Origin of the sequence: Pedobacter africanus, assembly GCF_040548825.1 — a bacterium.
Lineage (GTDB): Bacteria > Bacteroidota > Bacteroidia > Sphingobacteriales > Sphingobacteriaceae > Pedobacter > Pedobacter africanus_A.
The window spans coordinates 198,421-219,349 of sequence record NZ_JBEPSL010000001.1 but is presented as its reverse complement, the minus strand read 5'-3'; the positions used below and the strand labels follow the sequence as shown (position 1 = coordinate 219,349).

The following is a 20,929-nucleotide window of genomic DNA, read 5'->3' as shown; positions in this document are numbered from 1 at the left end:
TTGCGGTTTGTGGTTTAGTTGATTCAAGAATGATTATTTCCTTTTGATGATAACTTTGTTGTTTTCTACGATGAAGGTTACTGACTTTGTGCGTTCAAGTGCTTTTAATACTTTAGATATGTTTTCAGATTTGCTGACGGTCCCAAAGAAGGTCATATTTTTGAGTGCTGGTTCTGTAAATTCCACTTCTACGTTATACCATCTGGAGAGTTTTTCCATGATGTCTTCCAGGCGTTCGGAGTCAAACATAAAAAATCCGTTTTTCCAGGCAACTGCAAACTCTCCGTCTATGTCTTTAACTGCAATATCTCCTTTTCCCGTTGTAGCCTGTTGGTTGGGCAATAATATTTTCTGTTGGGCATTGTAAGCTAATTTTACACTTCCTTCAAGCAAGGTTGTTTTCGTATTGGTGCTTTTATAGGCATTGATATTGAATTGTGTTCCAAGAACTTCGACTTCCTGATTACCGGATTTTACCACAAATGGGTGCGCTTTGTCTTTTGCCACCTGAAAGTAAGCTTCACCTTGAAGACTGACCTTTCGTTTACCAGATTCTAGCAAATTGGCTGCATATCTAATACTAGAGGCGGCGTTTAACCACACCTCAGTTCCATCTGGAAGTTTGACTTTATAGGTTTCTCCTCTAGCGGTTGTAAGGGTATTGACCGCGCCGAGATCGGTGGACACACCGGTGCTGGGTTTGATTTCATAAACCAGCTGGCCTTCCTTCGTTTTGGTGATGGTAACACCTGCCTGTTTCGCGAGTTCACCATTTTGGGTGTCGGATAATTTGATGGTTGTTCCGCTGGCCAAAGTAAGAGTCGCTCCTTGTTTTCCAGGTGCGATATACTGCAAAACTAAGTTGTTTTTATCTTGATCCTGTACTGAGCTGTTTCGATAGTTGAAGAAAAATACACCAAGTACCATAATAGAAACTGCTGCTGCAACTGCAACAATTTTCGGCCAAAGTTTAGGAGTTTGCGTTTCCGATTGAATTCCGATTTCCTCCCTGATCCGCTGAAAAATGTGTTCACCATACTGTTCTTTATCTTGGGCTCTATCACCGGGAATTTCCAGTGGTTTTTCCTCTATGTTGTTTAGCCAGGCACCGAGTTCTTTTTTTTCAGCATCGGTTATTGTGCCCATAAGGGACTTATGGGATAGTTCTTCTAACCTGATTTTATCTTTATTAACCATTTGCAATAAGGGGCTTATATTTACATGTCCCTTTTCAAAAGCAAATGATTCAATTTATTTCAAAATATTTTTATTCAGGTAATTTTAGGATTTAAAAATTATAACAGGTAGGCATTGAGGAAAGAACGCAGGTTAGTCAATAGTGTTTTTTTTGACCGGACAAGGTGTGAATTAACCGCTTTTTCTGATAAGCCGGTTTTTTCACTGATTTCTTTATGACTCAAACCTTGTTCTTTACTCATCCGGAAAATTAGTGCACTTTGTTCAGGAAGCTTACAGATATTTTCTTCCAACCAGTTACGGAGTTCCTCCAGATCAAGGTATTGCTGGGTGGAATCATCCAGCAGGTCACAGCTCTCTAGACTCGTTTGTTCATGAATCCGCTGGGTACGCTGCTTATTTAGAATCTTAATGACCCGGTATTTCACAGAAACGGTCAGGTACCTGCTGAGGTCAGTGGTAATGTCCAACTGTTCTCTTCGGTTCCACAAAGAAACAAAAACTTCTTGTACAGCATTTTCCCCTTCCATTAGATCCCCCGTCTTGTGTGCTGCATAATGAATGAGCTTTTCCCAGTATCGGTCATACAGCATTTTAAACGCACGTTGATTCCCATCCTTTAGAAGGCAGATGAGTTCCTGATCGCTATGGCTACTGTATTCCCTCATGAACATTAGATTCAATAAACTCCCTACATAAAAACACGGAATCTTAAATAAATCTATATTTTTTGATCTTGGTTTCCCCGTACTCAGAGTGGTTTCTGAACAAAGCTGAGTATTATTTTCAACAAAAGCAATAGACAATAAGCAAAGCCAACACAGAACCTACTTCGCCAAGAGCGTTACTATTTACTAATTTTCAGCTAAATATACTGATAGAACAAAGGCCTTTAAATTCTCAGATAAAATAACCATAAAAGATTTGCTTGTGCTTACCAGCGGCATATATAGAAGGTATAGTTGCTCGAACGCCACCACAACTTACCCTCCTGCTACTGGATTTCCCGGGAGGAAAAAGTTTTCAATTTCTAATTGGCACCCCTCTTTATTTCTTTATCAATCCAGGGAATATCCCGTTTATCTTTTAAAAAATAGCCCCACCACTCCAGGATTCTCAAATGCAGGTCTATGCTCTCAGCACTGTTTTTTGCCAGATCATGATCCTGATCTCTATAATACAGTACTACCGCCTTTTTTTTATTTCGTAGTAAACCCGTATAAAATTCCTCGGTATGGTCATAAGGGACATTTCCGTCTTTCAGCCCTGCCCAGAGAAAAATCGGCTTATTCACCTTCTCTACATTGGCAATGGGGCTATTATCGTAGTAGAGCATCTTGTTCTGAGAAAATGGCACTTTCATATCAAACTGTCCGTTTTCAAAGCGTGGATAATTGGGAAGTTTCCTTTCCTGGCTGAAGGAAAAATAAAATTTCACCAGATCGGTAACTGCGGCTCCTGATATATAGGCCGCAAAACGATTGGAATGGCTCGCTATAAAACTGGTCCCGAACCCACCAAATGAATGCCCCATTAGCCCTACTCTACTGCTTTCAATATTGGTATATCCTTTCAGGGCATCCAGTCCTGAATGCACACAATCCAACGCAGAAAACCCGGGTCCCCGGCTATCCAAAACCACATCGGGAAGAAAAACGAAATAGCCATTATCAATCAATGACCGGATGTTAACCCCTATTCCGGAAAAATAAGGATAGGGATACACCGATGCACTTTTATTCTGAACTTCATAAATCGACACAACCAAAGGATACTTCTTTTGGGCATCGAAGTTAAGCGGATAATATAATACGCCTTTAATAGATACCCCCAAGCTATTCTTGTATGACAATACTTCCTGTTTCGCCGTGTAAATTTTCCTATCATGTATATTGCTTTGGAACACTTTTTTCTTAAGCGCACCATTATATTTATATATTATCTGCGGAATATTAAAATTTTCTTCAAGGCTGAAAAAAGTCTTATTACCAGAAATTATCTTAAAATCACTCACTCTATTTTTAGTGGTCGGAAGCAGCACCTTTATTTTATCTTGAAACCACTCGGCATACGATGTTTCATTGCTGTTTTGATCATACTGTTCAAAGATAATAGGCTTTTTGGCATTAATGCTGCGGATTCTAAAATCTGCGCCTAGCGTTCCATAGATCACATCTTCTTTGACATTGAGAATAGCAACTTTTATATTTTCCGTTAAAGCTATCGGTGGCTGATTTTGCGTATGCAGATCAAGCTGGTAAAGACCGCTGCTGCTTTCAAAAAAAGCATACCGGTTATCTTCGCTGAATACCGGCCTTTGGATTTCTGCGTTTTCAATAATCGTTTCTTTCGATGACAGAGTATGATACAGAATCCATCGTTTTTTCTCTTCGTTGAATCCTATGATAAACTCACCTCCCCGACTGACTACCAGATTTGAAGTCTGAGTGAGTATCTTTTTTGAAGTTTTAACAAATCGGTCATATAAATAAATGTCAAACCAGGAAACCGAACTGATGTAGGCACTCCTCTCCTCTCGATCGAAGCTTAGAAAATATCTGTCATGGTCCATAGCGGCCATAAACGCAAGATCAGGATTTACCTTTTGAGACTGCTCTGATTTCACATCGTACACCCAGTACTCATGATACTGCTCTCCCATTCTATACAACCAAAGATCAGGATCGGTACCGTATTTTATTTCTGGCTGAGCGGTGGGAGCCGGTTTTGGCCGGCTATTAAAATCCAGAAAAAAAGCAACTCCGTTATTTATCTCACGAACCTCGATATAATCAGATTTAATAAAACCATTGCCAACTCTTGAAACTTTGAGTGAGTTGGTGTCGAGTAATACAAGCTGCAATCCATCAGAAGACTTCTCCTGCTCTGTAACCGCCAGATATTTCTGTGAGGGAGCGAGCATGATTTTTTTGATACCCTGTTCCGAGGTATAGACCTTTTTAAATTCTTTGGATTGCAGAGACCAGACAGATGAGAGATTATTTTGCTTAACAATTACATATAATTTATCCCGTTTATTACTGACCAACTGTGTCACATCAGAAACTGAGGTAACAAGTTTGTCTTTGCTGTCAAATACTTCCAGAAAACGGCTTTTATACAAAACAGCATAATATCCCAGAGTGGGTAGTATTTCTATTTTGCTAACTTCCTTAAATTCTTTCTTACCTCCGTTTCGAAGATTGATAATTTGCGCTTTGCCATTTCCAAGCCAGAAAAAACGATTATCCCTCAAAAAATAGCTTTCAGAAACACCAACCAAAACAGCTTTAATAGATTGCTGTTTATCTGCATTTGCAACAATAGTGGTGTCTGTATTTTTCTTGTAAATCTTCGAAAAAGAAATCCACCGGTTGTCATCTGATACTTTAAAATGAGCAATGGTATAGAATGTAGCATATCTCTGTTTTATAGAATCAATATTATATTGTCCCAAAAGCCGTTGGCTACATACAGATATGATTACCAGGAAAAACAACTGTTTAAAACTAATAGCCCTCATTCTGCGGTTTTAAATTGACGTTCAACAAAATATCCTTTTGGGGAATAGGCCAAAATCTATGATAAGACTTCCAGTTAGGCTTATTCTGTAGCGTAGCGTCCAGCTTTCCTGTTCTTTTAAGATCGAAAAAGCGGTGTCCCATCTCTGTAAAAAACTCTCTGCGATTTTCGAAACCAATTTCCTTCAACGCATTTTCCTTGGTAAGCGGCATTTCTAAAGGTAGCAGACTTGCACGCTCTCTTGTTTTATTGACATAAGGTAATGCCCCCTCAATTTTATCCTGCTGCACTAAGGCTTCAGCCAAAAGAAGATAAACCTCTTCCAAACGTGTAATGATAGAATATTCTGTGGTATTAGCTGTCCTGTTCTTGTACTTTTCGCACCTGTGCCAGCTCGTACCATTAACAGTAACGGTTGCAATCCAGTTTTGCTTGCGAAGATCAGTTGATGAAAAAGAACTGACCAAATCTGTGCTCAGCGCGATATTGGAAGGTGCAGCATTCACAAAGTAATAGGTTCCTGATTCTTTTGTGGCATCACCAGAATTTTTAGGCTTCAATTGCCACAGGATGTGGGTTCCCGATTTGAGAAACACCTTTGTGACATCTGTTTGAAACTGGTAGAGTGGACTTTGAATAATACCTTTCAGTAACACTTCAGCTTCTGTCCATTTTCCCTCAAGCATATAGACCTTTGCCAAAAGCAATTCTGCCATTTTACGGTTTGGGAATATACGCTCTGCGTTCCTGTAGGTATCAGAAAGCAGATTGACTGACGCTTTCAAATCTGTAGTCAACTGCACTAAGACTTGAACAGCAGTGGTTTTGGAGATGTACTGATTCACTTGATAATTAGTAGTCAAAGGATATGGTATATCTCCATATACCTGTTGAAGGTATAATAACAATATAGACCTCACAAGTAAGGCTTCTCCTTTTATCCGATTACGATCTACCTCAGCTATAGACTGTGATTGGTCTATACCTTCAAGTATGGTATTGGCAACATAAATCTGCTTATAGGCCGTTGACCAATCCGTATAGATACTGGCATTTGAATCATCCTGAAGGTTCTTTGCAATTTCAGGCAGTCCATTGGTTGCTGTGGTAGAATAAAAATCAAGATCATCAGTGTAAAGCCCCAATAGTTTGCCCGACTGATCTCCAGCAAATGGTGAATTGTCACGTAATCCGGAATACAATCCGGCCAAAACAGCATCTGCTGTCTGTACGTCTACAAAGACCTGGTCAGAGGCAATCTGGTTGGCAGGCAAATCCACCTCGATTAATTTTTCACAAGAAGTCATGCTGCTTAATAACAAAAATCCTATGATGATATATAGCTGTTTATAATTTTTCATTGTTCTCTGTTTTAAAAGTTAATCTGCATTCCAAAAGAATAGGTCTTCAAAGGAGGCAGGAATCCGATGGATGTAAACTCAGGGTCCAATCCAAAATACCTGGTCCAGGTATAAAGATTCTGTCCCTGAAAATAAATTTTTGGGTCTTTGATCACTTTGCCTTTCAATGGAATTCGATAGGTCACCTGAACATTCTTCAAGCGGATAAATGATCCATCGGAAACACTGGTATCACTCATCTGAAATAAACTATGCAATGGTGAGGCAGTCGTATGATAAGGCATGTAAGTTCCCCCAGGATTTTCAGGCGACCAGACATCCAGCGCTTCGACCGGCAGATTACGCATTAAGCCAGGCGATGACATCAGGTAGTTAAAATTCCTACTCTGCTGTTTCACGAATTGCAGCAGAAATGAAAATGTCCAATTTTCATAACTGAAATTGTTATTCCATCCCCCAAAGTAATTCACACCTATATTTTTAACTATCTGACGATCGTCAGATGAACTGATCTTACCGTCACCATTAAAATCCGTAAAAACATATTGTTTGCTCTGAGGATTTATACCTTCTAAATGGTAAAGTTTAAGAATGTTGACAGATTCGCCAACCACATACGAGTTGGAATAGGTCGATCCTTCCAGCCCTGGAAATGATAAAAGCTTATTCCTGGGAATGCTTAGATTAAAGGACATTTCCCATTTTAAAGCGCCGATGAGCGGACGTCCCACCAGATCAAATTCCCAACCTGTATTTTGGATGGTAGCATCCAGGTTGGCCAGCACAGATGTAAATCCTGTTACTGAAGGGAGTTGGTAGCCGACAAGTTGATTGGATGATCGGTTGTGGTAAAATGATGTGGCAACATTCAATCTTTCTTTAAAGAACCCCAATTCTAAAGCTGATTCCATTTTGATGGTTTTTTCCCAGCTGAAATTCGGATTGAACAGTTTTGAAGGAACCAGTCCAGTTATATTGTTATAACCTAGGGTGGAGGTAATGAAAGTGTCATTATACTGGTAATTACCGATGTTATCCGTGCCTGAGGAACCGTAACTCGCTCTTAGTTTTCCGAAAGACAGCCATGAAAGTTTTTTCAAAAAACCTTCATTTGAAAATAGCCACGCTGCTCCTATAGCCCCAAAGTTGGCAAACTTACGATTAGATCCAAAGCGACTGCTACCATCCCTTCTGCCGGTGAAATTGATAATAAATCGATGGTCAAACTGGTAATTCACCCTTCCGAATATTGCCGCATATTTATATTCGGTTCTGATCTGGTCAGATATTAATTTGGTGGTTGCCGCAGAAATGTTTTGAATAAAGGCATTGTTGGTGAAACCATACCCTTGAATGGCGCCTTGGGTATTAAGATCACTTTGATAACTCCCTCCTATTAACACATCCAGTTGATGACGGTCTTTTTTGAGATCCCAGTTCACTTGAGGTTCCAAGGTATATGAAAACCTGCTTTTATTGCTTTGGAGGGCCCTGGAACTAGCAGGTCCGACACCTAAAGATGGATTGTAAATGGTACTAGGCTGTAATGACAATTCATCGAAAGTCTGATAATTGACCCCGCCATTAAGTTTTATCTGCAGATTTTGTAACAATTCGTAACCCGCCCTAAAGTTATTCATAAACTGGATATTGTTATTCGAATAGGTGCTGTTGTAAGCTGCCAAAGGATTATCGAAAGTATTGTTTTGCCAATTGATATTACCTGCATCATCATATAAAGCAGGTGCATTGGGTGACAGAGACAACGCACTACTGGTATTGTCTAGATTGATAACATCGTGTTCCAGCTTGGAAAATAAAGTCGACATATTAAAATTGAAACGGTTGTCAACAGAACGATGTCCAATATTACCTAAGATTGTATTGGTTTTATACTGGAAATCTTTTGCAAATACCGTAGTCTGCTCATTATGTCCGTAACTTACCAGGAAAGAGGTATTCTCTCCACCACCGGATAATGACAGCTGAACATTGGATGTTACTGCGGTATTTCCTAATATCGCCTTATTCCAGTCCGTATAACGATTTTGATCCCAGACTCCGTTAATATCATACGCTGTAGCGGGGTATACTGAAATTCCATCATTAGCATAGGCTTGCTTCCGCATGGCAATGTATTGATCGGTGTTCATCATCTCAAGATTCGTCAAGCTGTTGTTTAAAGCATACGATGAATTCAAGGTAAGTCCCAATATTCCTTTCTTCGCCTTTTTTGTAGTTACCAGCACCACACCGTTAGCACCCCTGGAACCATAAATTGCTGTTGCATCTGCATCTTTTAAAATCTCGATGCTTTCAATATCATTGGGACTGATATTGCTTAAAGGGTTAAGATTGGCATCCGACAGGATATTTCCGCCATAAGTAGTTGTCATTCCGCTTCCAATAGGTATCCCGTCAACCAAATACAATGGCTGACTGCCGTCGATCTCACTGTTGGCATAAGTACGGACACTATTGCGACCGCGAATCTGGATGCTGTAACCGCCGCCTGGAACTCCTGAATTCTGGGTAATACTGACACCCGACATTCTTCCCTGAACAGCAGAAAGGACATTATTTACTGGTTGGTTCTGAATTTCTTTAGAACTGATTTTTGCAATATTTCCCGTCCGCTCCCTATCTTTAACCGTGTAATAGCCAGCATTCACTTCTATTTCATTCAGTTTTGCACTGGACTGTAATAGTGTAATCGTTAAGTCTGGAGCCGCTTTTATCTCCCTAGTTTCATATCCAATATAGCGTATTTCTAAGATCGCATTTTCAGCTATCCCCTTTAACACAAATTCGCCACTACTACTGGTGAAGGTTGTCATAGAAGATCCCTTTACTGCAATAGTTGCGCCTTCTACAGGTTTTCCTTCCTCATTTACTACACGCCCCCTGACCTCTATATTAGCGAAATAAGCAGTCACTTTATCCAAAAATGAAGACCTCTCTTTGCTTTTAATAGTGACATCTTTATTATTGATTTCAAAGGTTAGTGGCAAACCTTTCAGAATAACGGTTAAGGCTTGTTCAATAGTGAGGTTTTTTACATCAACATTCAATTTCTGATGTTTAGCAATCGAATTGCTGTTGTATAAAATGTCATATCCACTTTGCTTTCTGATTTCTTTCAACACATTATCCAGCGAGACATTACGCTGGGTCAGATTAATGTGCTGGCCAAAAGTAGCAGCACTGACCTGCATTAGAGATGCTATTAATATTACGGCGGCTAGTCGCATAATTAGCAGTATTTTGTGGCATAACAGTGTTAGTACACCTGGTTTCCTGGTATTTTTTTGATACATTTGTTTAGTCGGTTAAGCAGAATGTCTTAGTTTTGAAGAGCCTGGACATCTGCGATAAACAGTTAACTTTAGTTGATTGATCGAACTATAACCAGGGATGTTAGTCGCATTCCTGGTTCTTTTTTTATTCTTAATACTTATTGTATATATTTTCTCATTCCATAGATTTTTTGGTAATACCCCTGTTAATTATTGTAGTTATAGGTTGATGATTTTCCCCTGATCAGTTATTTCATTACATATACTTTTTTTCCCTCCAGCTTAAACCGAACAATTCCTAAGGATTCTATGAACTTAAGCACATCAGACAGCTTCTTACTTCTTGAAATCCAGCCTCCTGCCTCTATATTGGCTGGTACGGTGATATCATAAATAATTTCAACATCATACCACCTGCCTATTTTACGCATGGCGGTTTTAAAGTCCACTCCATTGAAATAGAAATCACCCCCTTTCCAGTCTGTGATATTTTCAAGATTAGCTGCAGCTACTTTAATTGTGGCTCCATCATTAATAGCCTGTTGTCCGGGTTTTAGCAATTGCTCTCCACTGCTGGAATTGACCTTAACCGCACCTTCAATTAACGTAGTAGCTACTATAGGTTCATCGCTGTAGCTATTGATATTAAAATGAGTTCCCAGAACTTCTACTTCCTGTTTATCTGTTTTGACGATAAAAGGATGTTTCTTATCCTTAAAAACCTCAAAATAGCCTTCTCCTGTAAGTTTTACTGCTCTTTGCCCTTGCTCATCAATAAGATTTGCGGCATACGTTAAACTTGAAGCCGAATTCAGCCAAACAAGGGAACCGTCTGGCAAACGCAGCCGATACGTTTCCCCGTTCGCTGTAGAAAGCGTATTCATCTTTAACAATTTATCTGGAGAAGTTTTGCCTAAGCCTGTTATTTCGTAAATCAATTGCCCGTCTTCCGCCTTATTTACCCTTACTCCGGCCTCTTGAGCAATTTCCCCATTTACCACATCAGAAAGCCTGATTCTTTTACCATTTGCTAAGGTAAGTGTAGCACCTTGTTTACCAGGGGCAACATCAGTAACATATTGCGACTCTCCGCCAAACTTCTGACCAGGGGTTACAGTGAAGAAATAAACGCCCATTAAAACAATCACAATAGATGCCGCTATAGCTGTCATACGCGGCCAAATACTTTTGCGGATAGGCTCTTGTTTATGGCTCACTATAAACTCCAAAACCTGCTCCTTAACATCTAAAGGAACCTGGATGCCATTAACTCTGTTCCAATCCCCATCTATGAGTGCCTCTAACTCAGGATTTGATTCAAATACCAGCTTTCTGAACATTTCTAATTCATGGGCATCCAGTGAATCAGCCAGATATGCCCGGTATAAATATGTGATTGTATGTTTGTCCATTACTAAAGTTTAAGTTATGTTCCACCTTCCGGCAAAAACAAATACTCCTTTTAGCTATAGACACCGCCCAAAATAAATCGAGGCAAAAAAATTAAAATAATTTTAAAAGAATAATAACAGCCGCAAGATCAGGATGATCTTTAAGGTAAGCACGAAGGAACTTCAGCGCCCTTTTCATTTGCGACTGGACAGTAGCATGAGAGACATTCAGTAAATCAGCAACTTCCTGATATTTCATCCCCTGGCGGTAACACAAGCGGTAAACTTCCTGTTGTTGTTTAGGTAGGAGTGCTACAGCCGTATCCAATACCTGTCTTGTTTCTTTAAGAAAGATTCCTTCCTCGGTATCATTGTGCGACTCATCATAATCTTCAAGATATACCTCACCTACCTTCTTTTCCCTAAGCATGCGGCGTAACTCGTTCAGACAACGATTCCTGGTCATTTTTTTCAGGTAAACATCCAGATTCTGAATTTCTGTTAAATCCCTCCCCATACGCCACAACTTCAAAAACACTTCCTGCATCAGCTCCCTGGAGAGTTCTTCGCTGCGAAGCAATCTCATTGACTGCGCATAAACCCGGTCTGCATAACGTCCATAGAGCATCCCGAAAGCCTGCTGATCTCCCTTTGAGACCCGCACAAGCAATTCATCATCACTATAAAGTATTTTTATGGGCATAACAGACCTGACTTGAATAATCGGGCCAATAATAAGTAAAAATCATCAAACTATCTTGCCCTGCTATAGCTTAATTGATTTCAACAGCAAGCGTTCCACAGGATATTAGGGCATTGGCATATTGGTAGAATATTTGCTATTTTTGTAGTATGGAAACGCTAATTGTACAACCAAAAACCAAAGAGCAATTAATTGCAATTAAGGCTTTTATGAAAGCGTTGAAAATTGATTTCAAGTCTGAAAAAAGTCCTTATGATCCGGAATCTGTAAAAATGATTTTGGAAGCTGAAGAAGAAATAAGAAACGGTAAAGGCGTAAAAATAGCTACCGAAGACTTGTGGAAATAGTCTATTCTCTAAAAGAGGCCACTATTAATTCTCACTATTTAGATGTTGTTCCTATTAAACTGCTTCCCCGGTGCTCCGGCAAATGTTCGGCAATCTCCGGAAGGTAAGGCCTGATTGTTAGGTTTTTACATCTTTGCCATTAAACCCCACAAATCGTCAGTGCCGCCAACCCAGCCGATGCTGGATCAGCGCTTTAAATTTGGCTTGATGAACGGCTGGTTAAACCGCATTAGTAAGCTGGTAAAACCAGACTTTGCCGATTACGGCGTGGCAATGTCGGCAGTGAATGCCTGCGTAGGCTACAACCTGAAACGCGCCATTACCGGTGTATCGCCAAACTTTACTATTGACTACAGCAAAGTGCTGTACAGCCGGGGTAAACTGGATTTACCAAACAACCCTTTGATAGCCACTACCACAGCGGCCAAGCTGGATTACAGCTGGCTGGCGGTTACTGGCGACACCAATTCAAAACCTACGGATAAGGTGACGTTTATGGTGTATAACACGGATAAGGATAAGTTTGTTACCCTGCAAGGCATAGTGGTAAGGTCGGCCCTGGCCTACAGTTTGCAATTGCCGCCGGATTGGAGTGGTGACAACGTAGAAGCGTACCTTTCATTGGCTTTGGCTAATGGGGAGCCGGTTAGGAAAATAGAACCTTACCTGATGGCCATAGTGCTGGTGATGGTATGGTTTACTGCCCAGAAGGTGATGTTGTATAATGACAGCACAGCCGGGCAAGTAGACCAAAGTATTTGGTTGCTGGTATTGTTAGCCATTATTAGCTTTTTGCTGATACAGGGTTTATGCTTCTGGCAGAGCAAAGGCTGGTACGCCTGCAGGGCAGGCTGATTGATATATACGAACGGGATGCGCAATGACCAAAGCCATTTTACTTCGGATAGAACGTTTGCTGTTCCTCTATTTTGAGGAACAACGGGCGTATTTGGCTGAAATGAAAAAAGCAGCAGAAAAAGACCATTGGCTGGATAGCGCAACGGTTAAACAAATGCTGCGCATATCTGACCGTACCTTGTACGAATATACCCGCAAAAGCAAGCTGGTTTGCCGCAAACGCGGCAGCGTAAATTTTTACCTGGAAGCCAGTGTGTTGAAACTGATGAGGGGGTAACGGGCTACTAGCTTTTGTTGCTACTTTTTTAGTTTAGGTAAGCCAACAGTACGTAATGTTTCGTTGGCCTCATCTAATTTAGATTGAAAAATAGGAAGATCCTTGTACTTATTTAAAGCCTTATTAACCCGCACTGCTGGTACACTTTCTTTATTTAACTCCCTCGCTTTCATACCATCAAAATTACGAAATAATTCTTTTAACCAAAAATGCTTCATATTCTATTCCCTCATCAGCTTTAGGTTTCCGTTTCATATTATACCGACGACAGGGAGCCTATTGCCCCTCATGTCGCTATACTTTTCTATAAGGAAAAAACAGAAAAAAATAATTTTGGTGCTTTTTGTGGTTTTTAGATAGTTGTCAGTTAAGTTCGTATAAAAAGGATAAATTGAATAAAGCAGAACGTTACGCAAAGGAATACCTGCAACAGGAACTGCGTGAAATAGAAATAAGCGAACGTAATAACGAATTACCACAGCTAAGTTTATACGAGAAAGCTGTGATTTATAAATATTCAGAAGATGGGTATGAGGGGGTTAATGAGTTATTAAGAACATCAAAAGGTAAGAATATTACAAGCCTTGGTACGGCAGTTGATTATTGCCTGGCTAAACTTGATAATTTTAGGGGCTTGGTTTATAGATGTGTAGAACTAACACCCTTTGAACTTAAGCAATACATCCATGCTCATGATTCGGGTAAACCCATTAAGGAATTCGCATTTATATCTACCAGTAAATCAAGGCTGATAGCTATGGGTTACAACAAAAATACGTTGTTCGTCATTTTATCGAAGACCGGGAAAGAAATAGAAAAAATTGCTAAATTTGGTATACACAACCCATCTAATGAAAAAGAGGTGTTATTTAAAGCAGGCAGATCATTTAATGTTGTAGGTATAACTAAGGAAGGCAAGCAAACGTTAATAACCATGAGGGAAATTTAAGATGACAACATTACAATTAGAAAAACTGGGAGATTCAATTCAGATAGATCACAAGGAAAGCAAACATCTGATGGATATAATATTAGATTCGATGTCTTTAAAAGGCACTGAGCGGGATGCGGATTTTGTTGGGAAGGAAGAACTGATAGATACTTTTTCAAGTATAATTGAACTGATCATAAACAATAATTTCTCAAACAAAAAAGAAGAGTTATTTCTAATAAGCGTATTAGACAGGCTAAATCTTAAAAAAGAAATTTTGGAACTTGCCCTTAGTGAAACCAATATAAAGGACATCAAAATTGCCGGAAAAAGGCTTGGCAAAAAGTCTCAGTCAGGTTTTGAAACTAAATGATCCTAAAGGCATTTAATTATAAGCAATGGTATTCAAAGTGCCATTCACTTCTAAATTTAATGATTAAAACTTACAATTAATTAAGCAATTTCAACTCAGGTTCGGTAAACTGACCAACAGTAGAGGCAGTCACAAAGCCCACCGGCTTATCCAGAAATGCCCTCGTAGCCACACGCCATTCCAGCAAATTCTTCAGTCTGGCCGGAATACTAAAAAGCCCATGTCGCCATATTGAATTTCCAATTTCAAAACATGGCGAAAAATTTTATAAGGTATGCCTGATTGGAAATGTTTTTTTACAAGATAAAAAAAACAAATTAAGAAGGATGCTAATTAGCATCCTTCTTAATTTGCTGATCAATCCAGGGTACATTCTTGTTAATGGAAGGGTAAGAAGAATTCTGATAAAAACCTTGGGGCATATATTCAATCGTAACTTGCCCTAACAAATTGGGGGGATAAGACAGTGACTGAATTAGCTAACTACATTGGTAAAAACCATCCTGAATTGAAGGGATTTAATCGCAGGGGTTTGTATAGGATGAAGCAATTCTATGAAACCTACTCAGACTTGTCAATTGTGTCACCACCGAAGACACAATTAAAAATGCTGCATAGTATATGGAAAGAGGGGGTTGCATTTATATTTTAACTAATACCTATTCAACAGTTTTTTATGTAGGTGTTACTTCAGACTTGTACTTTAGGATTAAGGAGCATAAAGAAAAGTATTATCCAGATTCTTTTACCGCAAAGTATAACTGTAATAAACTTGTTTATTTTGAGCAGTTTAGTTCAATTGAAGAAGCTATTGCTAAAGAAAAGCAAGTAAAGAACTGGCGGAAATCTTGGAAGATAAACCTTATTAAAAGTTTAAATCCAAACTGGAAAGATTTATTTGACGAATTGGAATAGCAAGTGCGGAGATCCTGAAATAAATTCAGGATGACGGACTACCCTAAAAAACGCAGCTACCGGACAAAAGACTGCTGCAGCAAAAGCTTCATGAACTTACAGAAAATAGCAACATCTAATAGAAATTTGCCACAAACGCGGCAGTGTAAATTTTTACCTGGAAGCCAGTGATTGTCTTATTGGCAGAATATTTGCTATTTTTGTAGTATGGAAACGCTAATTGTACAACCAAAAACCAAAGAGCAGCTGGCTGCTATTAAGGCTTTTATGAAAGCGTTGAAGATTGATTTCAAGTCTGAAAAAAGTCCTTATGATCCGGAATTTGTGGCAAAAGTTTTACCTGGTATAAAAGCAAGGGAAGCAGGAGAAAAAGGTGTTAGAGTTGATATTGATGATCTGTGGAAATAGTTTTCTACAAAAAAGCCGTCGAGGATTTTGAGTAATGGAAAAAATCTGGTAACAAAATCATTCAAAAGAAAATTCAGCAGCTTCTGGCTGATATGATCAAACATCCATATGAAGGTATAGGTAAACCTGAAGCCTTAAAGTATGATTTTTCCGGACAATGGTCGAGAAGAATTAATTCTGAGCATCGGATTATATACGATGCCACTGAGAATGTAATTAGTGTTTACTCCTTAAAAGGCCACTATTAATTCTCACTATTTAAATGTTGTTCCTATTAAACTGCTTCCGGTGCTCCGGCAAATGTTCGGCAATCTCCGGAAGGTAAGGCTTGATTGTTAGGTTTTTATAAATGATGTAAATACGTTTGTGCTGTTGGTTTGGCCAAGTTCAACGAGTTAACAGATTTATTAATTTTTAAAACCTATTACAATGGGAAAACTATTTGCAGGTCCGTTTTGCGACCTCACCGGAAAAACCGGTAACAACGTTGGGCGTTGGGTTAAAGGAAAAAACATCTTTGCCATTAAACCCCACAAATCGTCAGTGCCGCCAACCCAGCCGATGCTGGATCAGCGCTTTAAATTTGGATTGATGAACGGCTGGTTAAACCGCATCAGTAAACTGGTAAAACCAGGCTTTGCCGATTACGACGTGGCAATGTCGGCAGTGAACGCCTGCGTAGGCTACAACCTGAAACGCGCCATTACCGGTGTATCGCCAAACTTTACTATTGACTACAGCAAAGTGCTGTACAGGGCCTGTGCAGTAACAGGCCTCTTAGTTCCCCGGTTACGCTAATCGTAGTTACACCCAGGTTTTAATATTAAGCGCCTTCTTACTGAATTTAAGATAAGTTACCAACACTTTAGAACCCACTGGATAACGTTGGTAATCTTCGAGGTCAACCTCAATCCTGATTTTGTGAGCCGGCCCCTCAAAAGTAAGGTATTCCGCATGTTCTGTCTTATCCCGGTCAACAACTACAGTCGATAATCTATTTTTCCCCGATGATTTATCCTTCCTCCAATTGTACTTGAAATACTGAATACAAAGCCAGGCCATCAGATAACAAAAGCAAAAAAACGACAATCCCACACACAAAAAAGCGAAATAATCCTCATAGTCCAGCCCATCCAGGGTCTCTTTCTTCACTGAAAAAACAGCAATCACGCCCATAAAAACCATACCAAGGGCAATAGTAAGGGCAATCATTCTCAACATAGCTTTATGCCCCCGCTCCATCTCATTTATCTCATCCGCGGTCAAAGGAATATTTTCCTCTAGCCTTACCTCCCAATTGACCGTTTGACGCTGTTCCATTTATTCCTTAAATTATTAACACATTAACCATCTTAGCCTACTCGACAATGTCATTTTATGGGGTTGTAGCCACAATGACCGTACAACTCATGCGACTTTTAAACTTATCCTTATCCGCTGGCGGTATTTCCACTTTAATCACCACCTGAATCCTTTGCTCCATTTTCACATAATTTCCGCTTTGGTTATCCGGAGCAACAAAAGGAAGTTGATTTTTTAAACTACTGATTCCCGTCACTTTACCTGAAAAGCTAAGTTCAGGAAAATCATCAACCACAATTTTAGCAGATTGCCCCGTAAGCAAATGCTGCACCTGATCTGATTTAAAATTGGCAGTAACATAAAATTCATTAACCTCATTATGCGCCTTAAAGTCAATATAAGCATCTTTGGTAAGTTCAAAATTCCCATCTTTTGAGGGAATGATCCTGCTACCTAACAAAATTTCTGACCATTGTTTCAAAAAATCAGCTGAAAATTTTACTGCTTTCATAGAGACCAGGACCATATGACGGCAAGTCTTGCCATCTATGATATAAATTAGGGTTGAAACTGGTATTTGTTCAGATTTCAGCGTCCGGTTTTCCAGGCTGATCAGTCTATAGGGATTAAGGCTATTTTTATTTTCAGACAGGAGCGTAAAACGAATCCCTTTGTCTTTTAATAAGTCATGAGACACATCAATGCTGTCCAAAGGCTTAGTATTTTTTGTGATGTCATCACTTAATATCAATACCACTTTTTGCCAGCCCTCCTTATTTTCTCCCTTAACATCCCATTTATAATGACGTCGGGAAAAATCTGTCTGGACTGACAATTTCTCATCCAATTTCCAACCCTCCGACTTCGGCCAATGAATTTCCAGATCCTCCCGGTGAGTTTGCGCTTTAGTTAGCCCAAACATGAACACCAGGACAATTAAAGCGATAATCTCTCTCATTTATATTTTTCAGTAAAGTAGATGTTTTAAAGGTAAGAATTTATCCAATGATTAGTATCAAACGCTTTTTTAGCTAAATCCCGTTTTTACAGCGCAATTGATAAACTGGAAATTGCATATGATGAGACAGCATAATCAGCATAGGGTAAGTCTGGTAAAACAGACCTTAACGCACTAAGTCAAAGAAGACAAAAAATTAGGCATACAATACGTTCATCACATAAGATTTGGATCCTTCAAGCTCCTCTCTTAAAGCTTTATTGGCCAATCTGAGGTGTGTTTTAACAGAGTTTATGGTAATTCCCATTTCTACAGCAGCATCCTTATATTTCTTTTTCTCCAGATAAACCAACTTACATACATTTAATCTTTGGACAGAAAGGTTTCTGAGCAACTGATACACTGAGCGCTCCGATTCACGGTGCTCAAGCTGATCATTATAAACCAGATCATCACAGCCTAACCTATACTGTTCAATCTGGTACTGCCTTCTCTTCTTTTTATTTAATACCACAAGGCATTTATGATATAAGCAGGTTTTAAGATAAGCACCTAAATTTGAATTGATTTTATCAGCCAATTTTTTATCCATTATTTCTATAAACAGATCTTGAACCTGGTCTTCAGCTTCCATACTATCCTTAAGGAGCATACAGGCCTGAGACCTGAGTGTATGATAATACTTTTGAAACAAATGCTCGTATGCATTTTTATTACCGTCCTTTAACAGCAATAAGATTAAGTCGTCATTTATTCTCATATCATTTGGCTTATCAAGTAAACATTTGCCGCCGGATTTTATAAACTCAAAGGTTGAATACGAGCTAACTTTAACATTTTTAAACTAACTTAACGCACTAAGTTTATTTTAACATTAAAAAAGATCGTACATTTTGGTGTATGATCCTGCTGCATACTGTGTTGAGTTTTATAAAAACTAGGCTATCGGCATCGTTTACGGGGTTTATATTTGGTTACAATTACAATACTATAATACAAATTTTATTTCTAAGTGCATAATTTTTTCAATCAAATTATGCACTTAGGGTTCTTTCTCAAAAAACATTAATACCCGTAATCCTGACTTAACCTAGGATTGGCATCAATCACTGCTCTCGGCAAAGGGAGAAGTTCACCATGGTTAGGCCGATAAAGTTCCGCTACATTCGTAACATACAATGCCGAAAGGGCTGCGATCCAGCTCACAGAAGTATAACCAGTTAATGCGGCTGCCGGGGCTGGCTCGTACATGGAGTTTTGCCAGATTAGTGTTGGTGAAGTATTTTTGTAAAACCTCACCTGTGGCAGATTTTGATATGGGGCCTGTTTATTCAGCATCTTGGTAAGATTCGTTCTCGCTTCTGTAATTTTCTGATCCAAAAGGTTCCATCTGATCAAATCATACTTACGAATTCCCTCTCCTCCGAATTCAAACCACCTTTCATTTACAATCGCATCAAAAAACGCATCCTTATCGGCGGTCTGTTGTGCCGTTAGGTTTGCTTCAGCTTTATTTGTCAAAATTGTAGCGGTAGCCGTGGCTCCGGTTCCGTTTCCTCCTGTAAAAGAAATAACCGGAGCTGCTGTATAATTGTCGCCAACACTTATGATGGTTATTTTTACCACCTTTCCACCAGAGACACTGGCCACCGCCGCCGCGCCTGTTCCAGTTCCGGTAATGGTTACCGCGGGGATGGCTGTATAGCCTGCCCCGCCATTTACTACATTTATAGTTTTGATCCCCCTAGCCCAGGCTCGCTGACGAACGCTGTTCACCGCGTTAATGGCATCGGTCCCTGGCCCTGAATTAATTTCATTATCTGCCTCAGCAAACATTAATAATACATCCGAGTAACGGATTATTGGCCAGTTTACACCGTAATATGAGGCCGTAGACTTCAAATCTACAACAGGATTCGAAATCCAGTCTCTTCTGAATTTACCAGAAGCGGCAGCCGGCAATACTGCCCCAAGTTTATTGTTACTGGGGTTAATCGTATAATCCGCGATGGTTACAGGCATTCTTGAATCCAGCACATCAAAGGAGTAATAATAAGTTGGTAAAACCCTTACCCCACCACCGCCTGCATTGGCACCGACATTAGGCCCGTCAGAATTACCTAACCTTCCATCTGTTGTGTTCAGGCCTCCCGCCAGTGCAACTTCAAAAATTACTTCTCCATTAGTTTCTATTTTGTGCGCATCTATATTGTCTTTAAAAACAGCTTCAAAACTTGGGTTAAGCGCATGTTGTTTTGAATCAATGATGTCCTTACATTCGTCTCTCGCTATTTTATAATATTCGAGGTAGTCGGCCCTCCTTTCCATTACACCTGAATTCCTTCTTAGCGAATAACCTCCACAAAACAGCGCAATCTTTGCACGGATAGCCTTTACCGCTCCTTTAGTGATCCGCTCATCTATAGCAATCCCCGGTTCCTTTCTCCATGGGACCAGCTCTTCTGCAATTTTAAGATCGTCTAGTATCCTGTTATAAATGCTGTCCCTATCCGTCTTTGTTTTAAACAGATCTGTCTGATCCGCAGAAGGTTCAAATTGTGCGGGAACATCTCCCCAAACCCTTATCAGTTCAAAATAAAACTGTGCTCTTAAAGTCAGGACCTCACCGTGTAACCGCTTTAATGATCTGATATCAGCGGCTGTACCATTGGTATACAGGTCCATTTTCGGAATATTCTTAATGCAGATATTAGCACTCTCAATACCACTAAAAAGCTGGTTAAATGGCCTTTCTAACTGAATATTTTCAGGTGCCGCATTATATCTGGCAATTGCTTTAGCCCCATTATCTCCTCCACCTGATGAAGTATTACCGAAGGCAAGGAAATCATCCGCATCAACGGGATAAATTAAGGAAAGCCGGGAGCCATAGGCAGATTCTCCGGTAAGTCTTCCATAAACGCCCATTACAGCGCTGGTAGCCGTAGTAACTGTACTAAAGGTATAACTTTCATCAAAAAATGATTGTGGTTCAATATCCAGGTAGCGCTTACATGAGGGTAGAATCAATACAGATGCAACTATTAGCATAAGCACAATTGAACGGGTGTAGTATTGTAATTTCATAAT

The 20,929-nt window shown here is 39.6% G+C and carries 20 protein-coding genes and 2 pseudogenes; 10 read left to right on the top strand and 12 right to left on the bottom strand.

The features are described 5' to 3' along the window. Positions 1-33 precede the first annotated feature (33 nt). The 7 genes from ABIE26_RS00900 to ABIE26_RS00870 form a co-directional block, all read right to left on the bottom strand. Entirely contained in the window at positions 34-1,146 is a 1,113-nt protein-coding gene (locus ABIE26_RS00900) for a FecR family protein (RefSeq protein WP_354374850.1), read from the bottom strand. Between the two features lie 149 nt (positions 1,147-1,295). After that, positions 1,296-1,865 (bottom strand): RNA polymerase sigma factor, encoded by a 570-nt coding sequence (locus ABIE26_RS00895; RefSeq protein ID WP_310141112.1) that lies wholly within the window; start codon positions 1,863-1,865, stop codon positions 1,296-1,298. Between the two features lie 362 nt (positions 1,866-2,227). After that, positions 2,228-4,720 carry an alpha/beta hydrolase family protein gene (locus ABIE26_RS00890; protein ID WP_310141114.1) on the bottom strand — a complete coding sequence of 831 codons (2,493 nt, stop codon included), beginning with the start codon at positions 4,718-4,720 and terminating at the stop codon, positions 2,228-2,230. Next, positions 4,707-6,080, bottom strand: a complete 1,374-nt coding sequence (locus tag ABIE26_RS00885; protein WP_310141115.1) for a RagB/SusD family nutrient uptake outer membrane protein — start codon at positions 6,078-6,080, stop codon at positions 4,707-4,709. The genes ABIE26_RS00890 and ABIE26_RS00885 overlap by 14 nt, the downstream gene beginning before the upstream one ends. Positions 6,081-6,091: 11 nt before the next feature. Beyond that, entirely contained in the window at positions 6,092-9,331 is a 3,240-nt protein-coding gene (locus ABIE26_RS00880; RefSeq protein ID WP_310141118.1) for a SusC/RagA family TonB-linked outer membrane protein, read from the bottom strand. A 293-nt stretch (positions 9,332-9,624) separates the two neighbouring features. Further along, positions 9,625-10,788, bottom strand: a complete 1,164-nt coding sequence (locus tag ABIE26_RS00875) for a FecR family protein (RefSeq protein ID WP_310141119.1) — start codon at positions 10,786-10,788, stop codon at positions 9,625-9,627. Positions 10,789-10,879: 91 nt separating this feature from the next. Beyond that, a complete protein-coding gene (locus ABIE26_RS00870) occupies positions 10,880-11,470 on the bottom strand; it encodes an RNA polymerase sigma factor (protein WP_310141121.1) in 591 nt (196 codons plus the stop codon). Positions 11,471-11,619: 149 nt separating this feature from the next. On the opposite strand from ABIE26_RS00870, the gene ABIE26_RS00865 reads away from it, so the two are divergent. From ABIE26_RS00865 to ABIE26_RS00855, 3 genes are all read left to right on the top strand, one after another. Further along, positions 11,620-11,817 (top strand): DUF2683 family protein, encoded by a 198-nt coding sequence (locus tag ABIE26_RS00865; RefSeq protein ID WP_310141124.1) that lies wholly within the window; start codon positions 11,620-11,622, stop codon positions 11,815-11,817. Positions 11,818-11,931: 114 nt separating this feature from the next. Next, positions 11,932-12,672 carry a DUF6266 family protein gene (locus ABIE26_RS00860; RefSeq protein WP_310141126.1) on the top strand — a complete coding sequence of 247 codons (741 nt, stop codon included), beginning with the start codon at positions 11,932-11,934 and terminating at the stop codon, positions 12,670-12,672. Between the two features lie 25 nt (positions 12,673-12,697). Next, a complete protein-coding gene (locus ABIE26_RS00855) occupies positions 12,698-12,952 on the top strand; it encodes a hypothetical protein (protein WP_310141129.1) in 255 nt (84 codons plus the stop codon). Between the two features lie 20 nt (positions 12,953-12,972). On the opposite strand, the gene ABIE26_RS00850 is transcribed toward ABIE26_RS00855, so the two are convergent. Continuing rightward, positions 12,973-13,170, bottom strand: coding sequence for a hypothetical protein (locus ABIE26_RS00850; protein WP_310141131.1), 198 nt, complete (start codon positions 13,168-13,170; stop codon positions 12,973-12,975). Between the two features lie 173 nt (positions 13,171-13,343). On the opposite strand from ABIE26_RS00850, the gene ABIE26_RS00845 reads away from it, so the two are divergent. From ABIE26_RS00845 to ABIE26_RS00815, 7 genes and pseudogenes are all read left to right on the top strand, one after another. After that, positions 13,344-13,901, top strand: coding sequence for an ADP-ribosyltransferase (locus ABIE26_RS00845; protein ID WP_310141135.1), 558 nt, complete (start codon positions 13,344-13,346; stop codon positions 13,899-13,901). A gap of 1 nt (position 13,902) precedes the next feature. Beyond that, positions 13,903-14,256: a hypothetical protein gene (locus ABIE26_RS00840; protein WP_310141137.1), complete on the top strand. Its 354-nt coding sequence runs from the start codon at positions 13,903-13,905 to the stop codon at positions 14,254-14,256. 460 nt (positions 14,257-14,716) lie between these two features. Then, positions 14,717-14,908, top strand: a pseudogene (locus ABIE26_RS00835) (DUF1016 N-terminal domain-containing protein); the annotation flags it as partial. Continuing rightward, positions 14,878-15,171: a GIY-YIG nuclease family protein gene (locus ABIE26_RS00830; protein ID WP_310141140.1), complete on the top strand. Its 294-nt coding sequence runs from the start codon at positions 14,878-14,880 to the stop codon at positions 15,169-15,171. The pseudogene ABIE26_RS00835 and the gene ABIE26_RS00830, both read left to right, overlap by 31 nt. Before the next feature lie 207 nt (positions 15,172-15,378). Beyond that, positions 15,379-15,579: a DUF2683 family protein gene (locus ABIE26_RS00825; protein ID WP_310141143.1), complete on the top strand. Its 201-nt coding sequence runs from the start codon at positions 15,379-15,381 to the stop codon at positions 15,577-15,579. 47 nt (positions 15,580-15,626) lie between these two features. Further along, positions 15,627-15,827, top strand: a pseudogene (locus tag ABIE26_RS00820) (Txe/YoeB family addiction module toxin); the annotation flags it as partial. A gap of 181 nt (positions 15,828-16,008) precedes the next feature. Beyond that, the gene (locus tag ABIE26_RS00815) at positions 16,009-16,377 is read left to right on the top strand and encodes a DUF6266 family protein (RefSeq protein ID WP_310141147.1); all 369 of its coding nucleotides are present in this window, start codon (positions 16,009-16,011) and stop codon (positions 16,375-16,377) included. Positions 16,378-16,383: 6 nt separating this feature from the next. Here ABIE26_RS00815 and ABIE26_RS00810 read toward each other — a convergent pair whose 3' ends face one another. From ABIE26_RS00810 to ABIE26_RS00795, 4 genes are all read right to left on the bottom strand, one after another. After that, positions 16,384-16,899 (bottom strand): hypothetical protein, encoded by a 516-nt coding sequence (locus tag ABIE26_RS00810; RefSeq protein WP_310141150.1) that lies wholly within the window; start codon positions 16,897-16,899, stop codon positions 16,384-16,386. Between the two features lie 55 nt (positions 16,900-16,954). Next, complete coding sequence (locus ABIE26_RS00805; protein WP_310141153.1) at positions 16,955-17,839, bottom strand: hypothetical protein; 885 nt, start codon at positions 17,837-17,839, stop codon at positions 16,955-16,957. Positions 17,840-18,035: 196 nt separating this feature from the next. Next, positions 18,036-18,599 (bottom strand): sigma-70 family RNA polymerase sigma factor, encoded by a 564-nt coding sequence (locus tag ABIE26_RS00800; protein ID WP_310141156.1) that lies wholly within the window; start codon positions 18,597-18,599, stop codon positions 18,036-18,038. A gap of 305 nt (positions 18,600-18,904) precedes the next feature. Further along, the gene (locus tag ABIE26_RS00795; RefSeq protein ID WP_310141158.1) at positions 18,905-20,926 is read right to left on the bottom strand and encodes a RagB/SusD family nutrient uptake outer membrane protein; all 2,022 of its coding nucleotides are present in this window, start codon (positions 20,924-20,926) and stop codon (positions 18,905-18,907) included. Positions 20,927-20,929 lie beyond the last annotated feature (3 nt).

What these genes read in the sequence shown, in the direction of transcription:
- ABIE26_RS00900 (WP_354374850.1), bottom strand. Translation starts at nt 1,146, where the DNA reads ATGGGCACAATAACCGATGCTGAAAAAAAAGAACTCGGTGCCTGGCTA.
- ABIE26_RS00895 (WP_310141112.1), bottom strand. Translation starts at nt 1,865, where the DNA reads ATGAGGGAATACAGTAGCCATAGCGATCAGGAACTCATCTGCCTTCTA.
- ABIE26_RS00890 (WP_310141114.1), bottom strand. Translation starts at nt 4,720, where the DNA reads ATGAGGGCTATTAGTTTTAAACAGTTGTTTTTCCTGGTAATCATATCT.
- ABIE26_RS00885 (WP_310141115.1), bottom strand. Translation starts at nt 6,080, where the DNA reads ATGAAAAATTATAAACAGCTATATATCATCATAGGATTTTTGTTATTA.
- ABIE26_RS00880 (WP_310141118.1), bottom strand. Translation starts at nt 9,331, where the DNA reads ATGCGACTAGCCGCCGTAATATTAATAGCATCTCTAATGCAGGTCAGT.
- ABIE26_RS00875 (WP_310141119.1), bottom strand. Translation starts at nt 10,788, where the DNA reads ATGGACAAACATACAATCACATATTTATACCGGGCATATCTGGCTGAT.
- ABIE26_RS00870 (WP_310141121.1), bottom strand. Translation starts at nt 11,470, where the DNA reads ATGCCCATAAAAATACTTTATAGTGATGATGAATTGCTTGTGCGGGTC.
- ABIE26_RS00865 (WP_310141124.1), top strand. Translation starts at nt 11,620, where the DNA reads ATGGAAACGCTAATTGTACAACCAAAAACCAAAGAGCAATTAATTGCA.
- ABIE26_RS00855 (WP_310141129.1), top strand. Translation starts at nt 12,698, where the DNA reads ATGACCAAAGCCATTTTACTTCGGATAGAACGTTTGCTGTTCCTCTAT.
- ABIE26_RS00850 (WP_310141131.1), bottom strand. Translation starts at nt 13,170, where the DNA reads ATGAAGCATTTTTGGTTAAAAGAATTATTTCGTAATTTTGATGGTATG.
- ABIE26_RS00840 (WP_310141137.1), top strand. Translation starts at nt 13,903, where the DNA reads ATGACAACATTACAATTAGAAAAACTGGGAGATTCAATTCAGATAGAT.
- ABIE26_RS00830 (WP_310141140.1), top strand. Translation starts at nt 14,878, where the DNA reads ATGGAAAGAGGGGGTTGCATTTATATTTTAACTAATACCTATTCAACA.
- ABIE26_RS00825 (WP_310141143.1), top strand. Translation starts at nt 15,379, where the DNA reads ATGGAAACGCTAATTGTACAACCAAAAACCAAAGAGCAGCTGGCTGCT.
- ABIE26_RS00815 (WP_310141147.1), top strand. Translation starts at nt 16,009, where the DNA reads ATGGGAAAACTATTTGCAGGTCCGTTTTGCGACCTCACCGGAAAAACC.
- ABIE26_RS00810 (WP_310141150.1), bottom strand. Translation starts at nt 16,899, where the DNA reads ATGGAACAGCGTCAAACGGTCAATTGGGAGGTAAGGCTAGAGGAAAAT.
- ABIE26_RS00805 (WP_310141153.1), bottom strand. Translation starts at nt 17,839, where the DNA reads ATGAGAGAGATTATCGCTTTAATTGTCCTGGTGTTCATGTTTGGGCTA.
- ABIE26_RS00800 (WP_310141156.1), bottom strand. Translation starts at nt 18,599, where the DNA reads ATGAGAATAAATGACGACTTAATCTTATTGCTGTTAAAGGACGGTAAT.
- ABIE26_RS00795 (WP_310141158.1), bottom strand. Translation starts at nt 20,926, where the DNA reads ATGAAATTACAATACTACACCCGTTCAATTGTGCTTATGCTAATAGTT.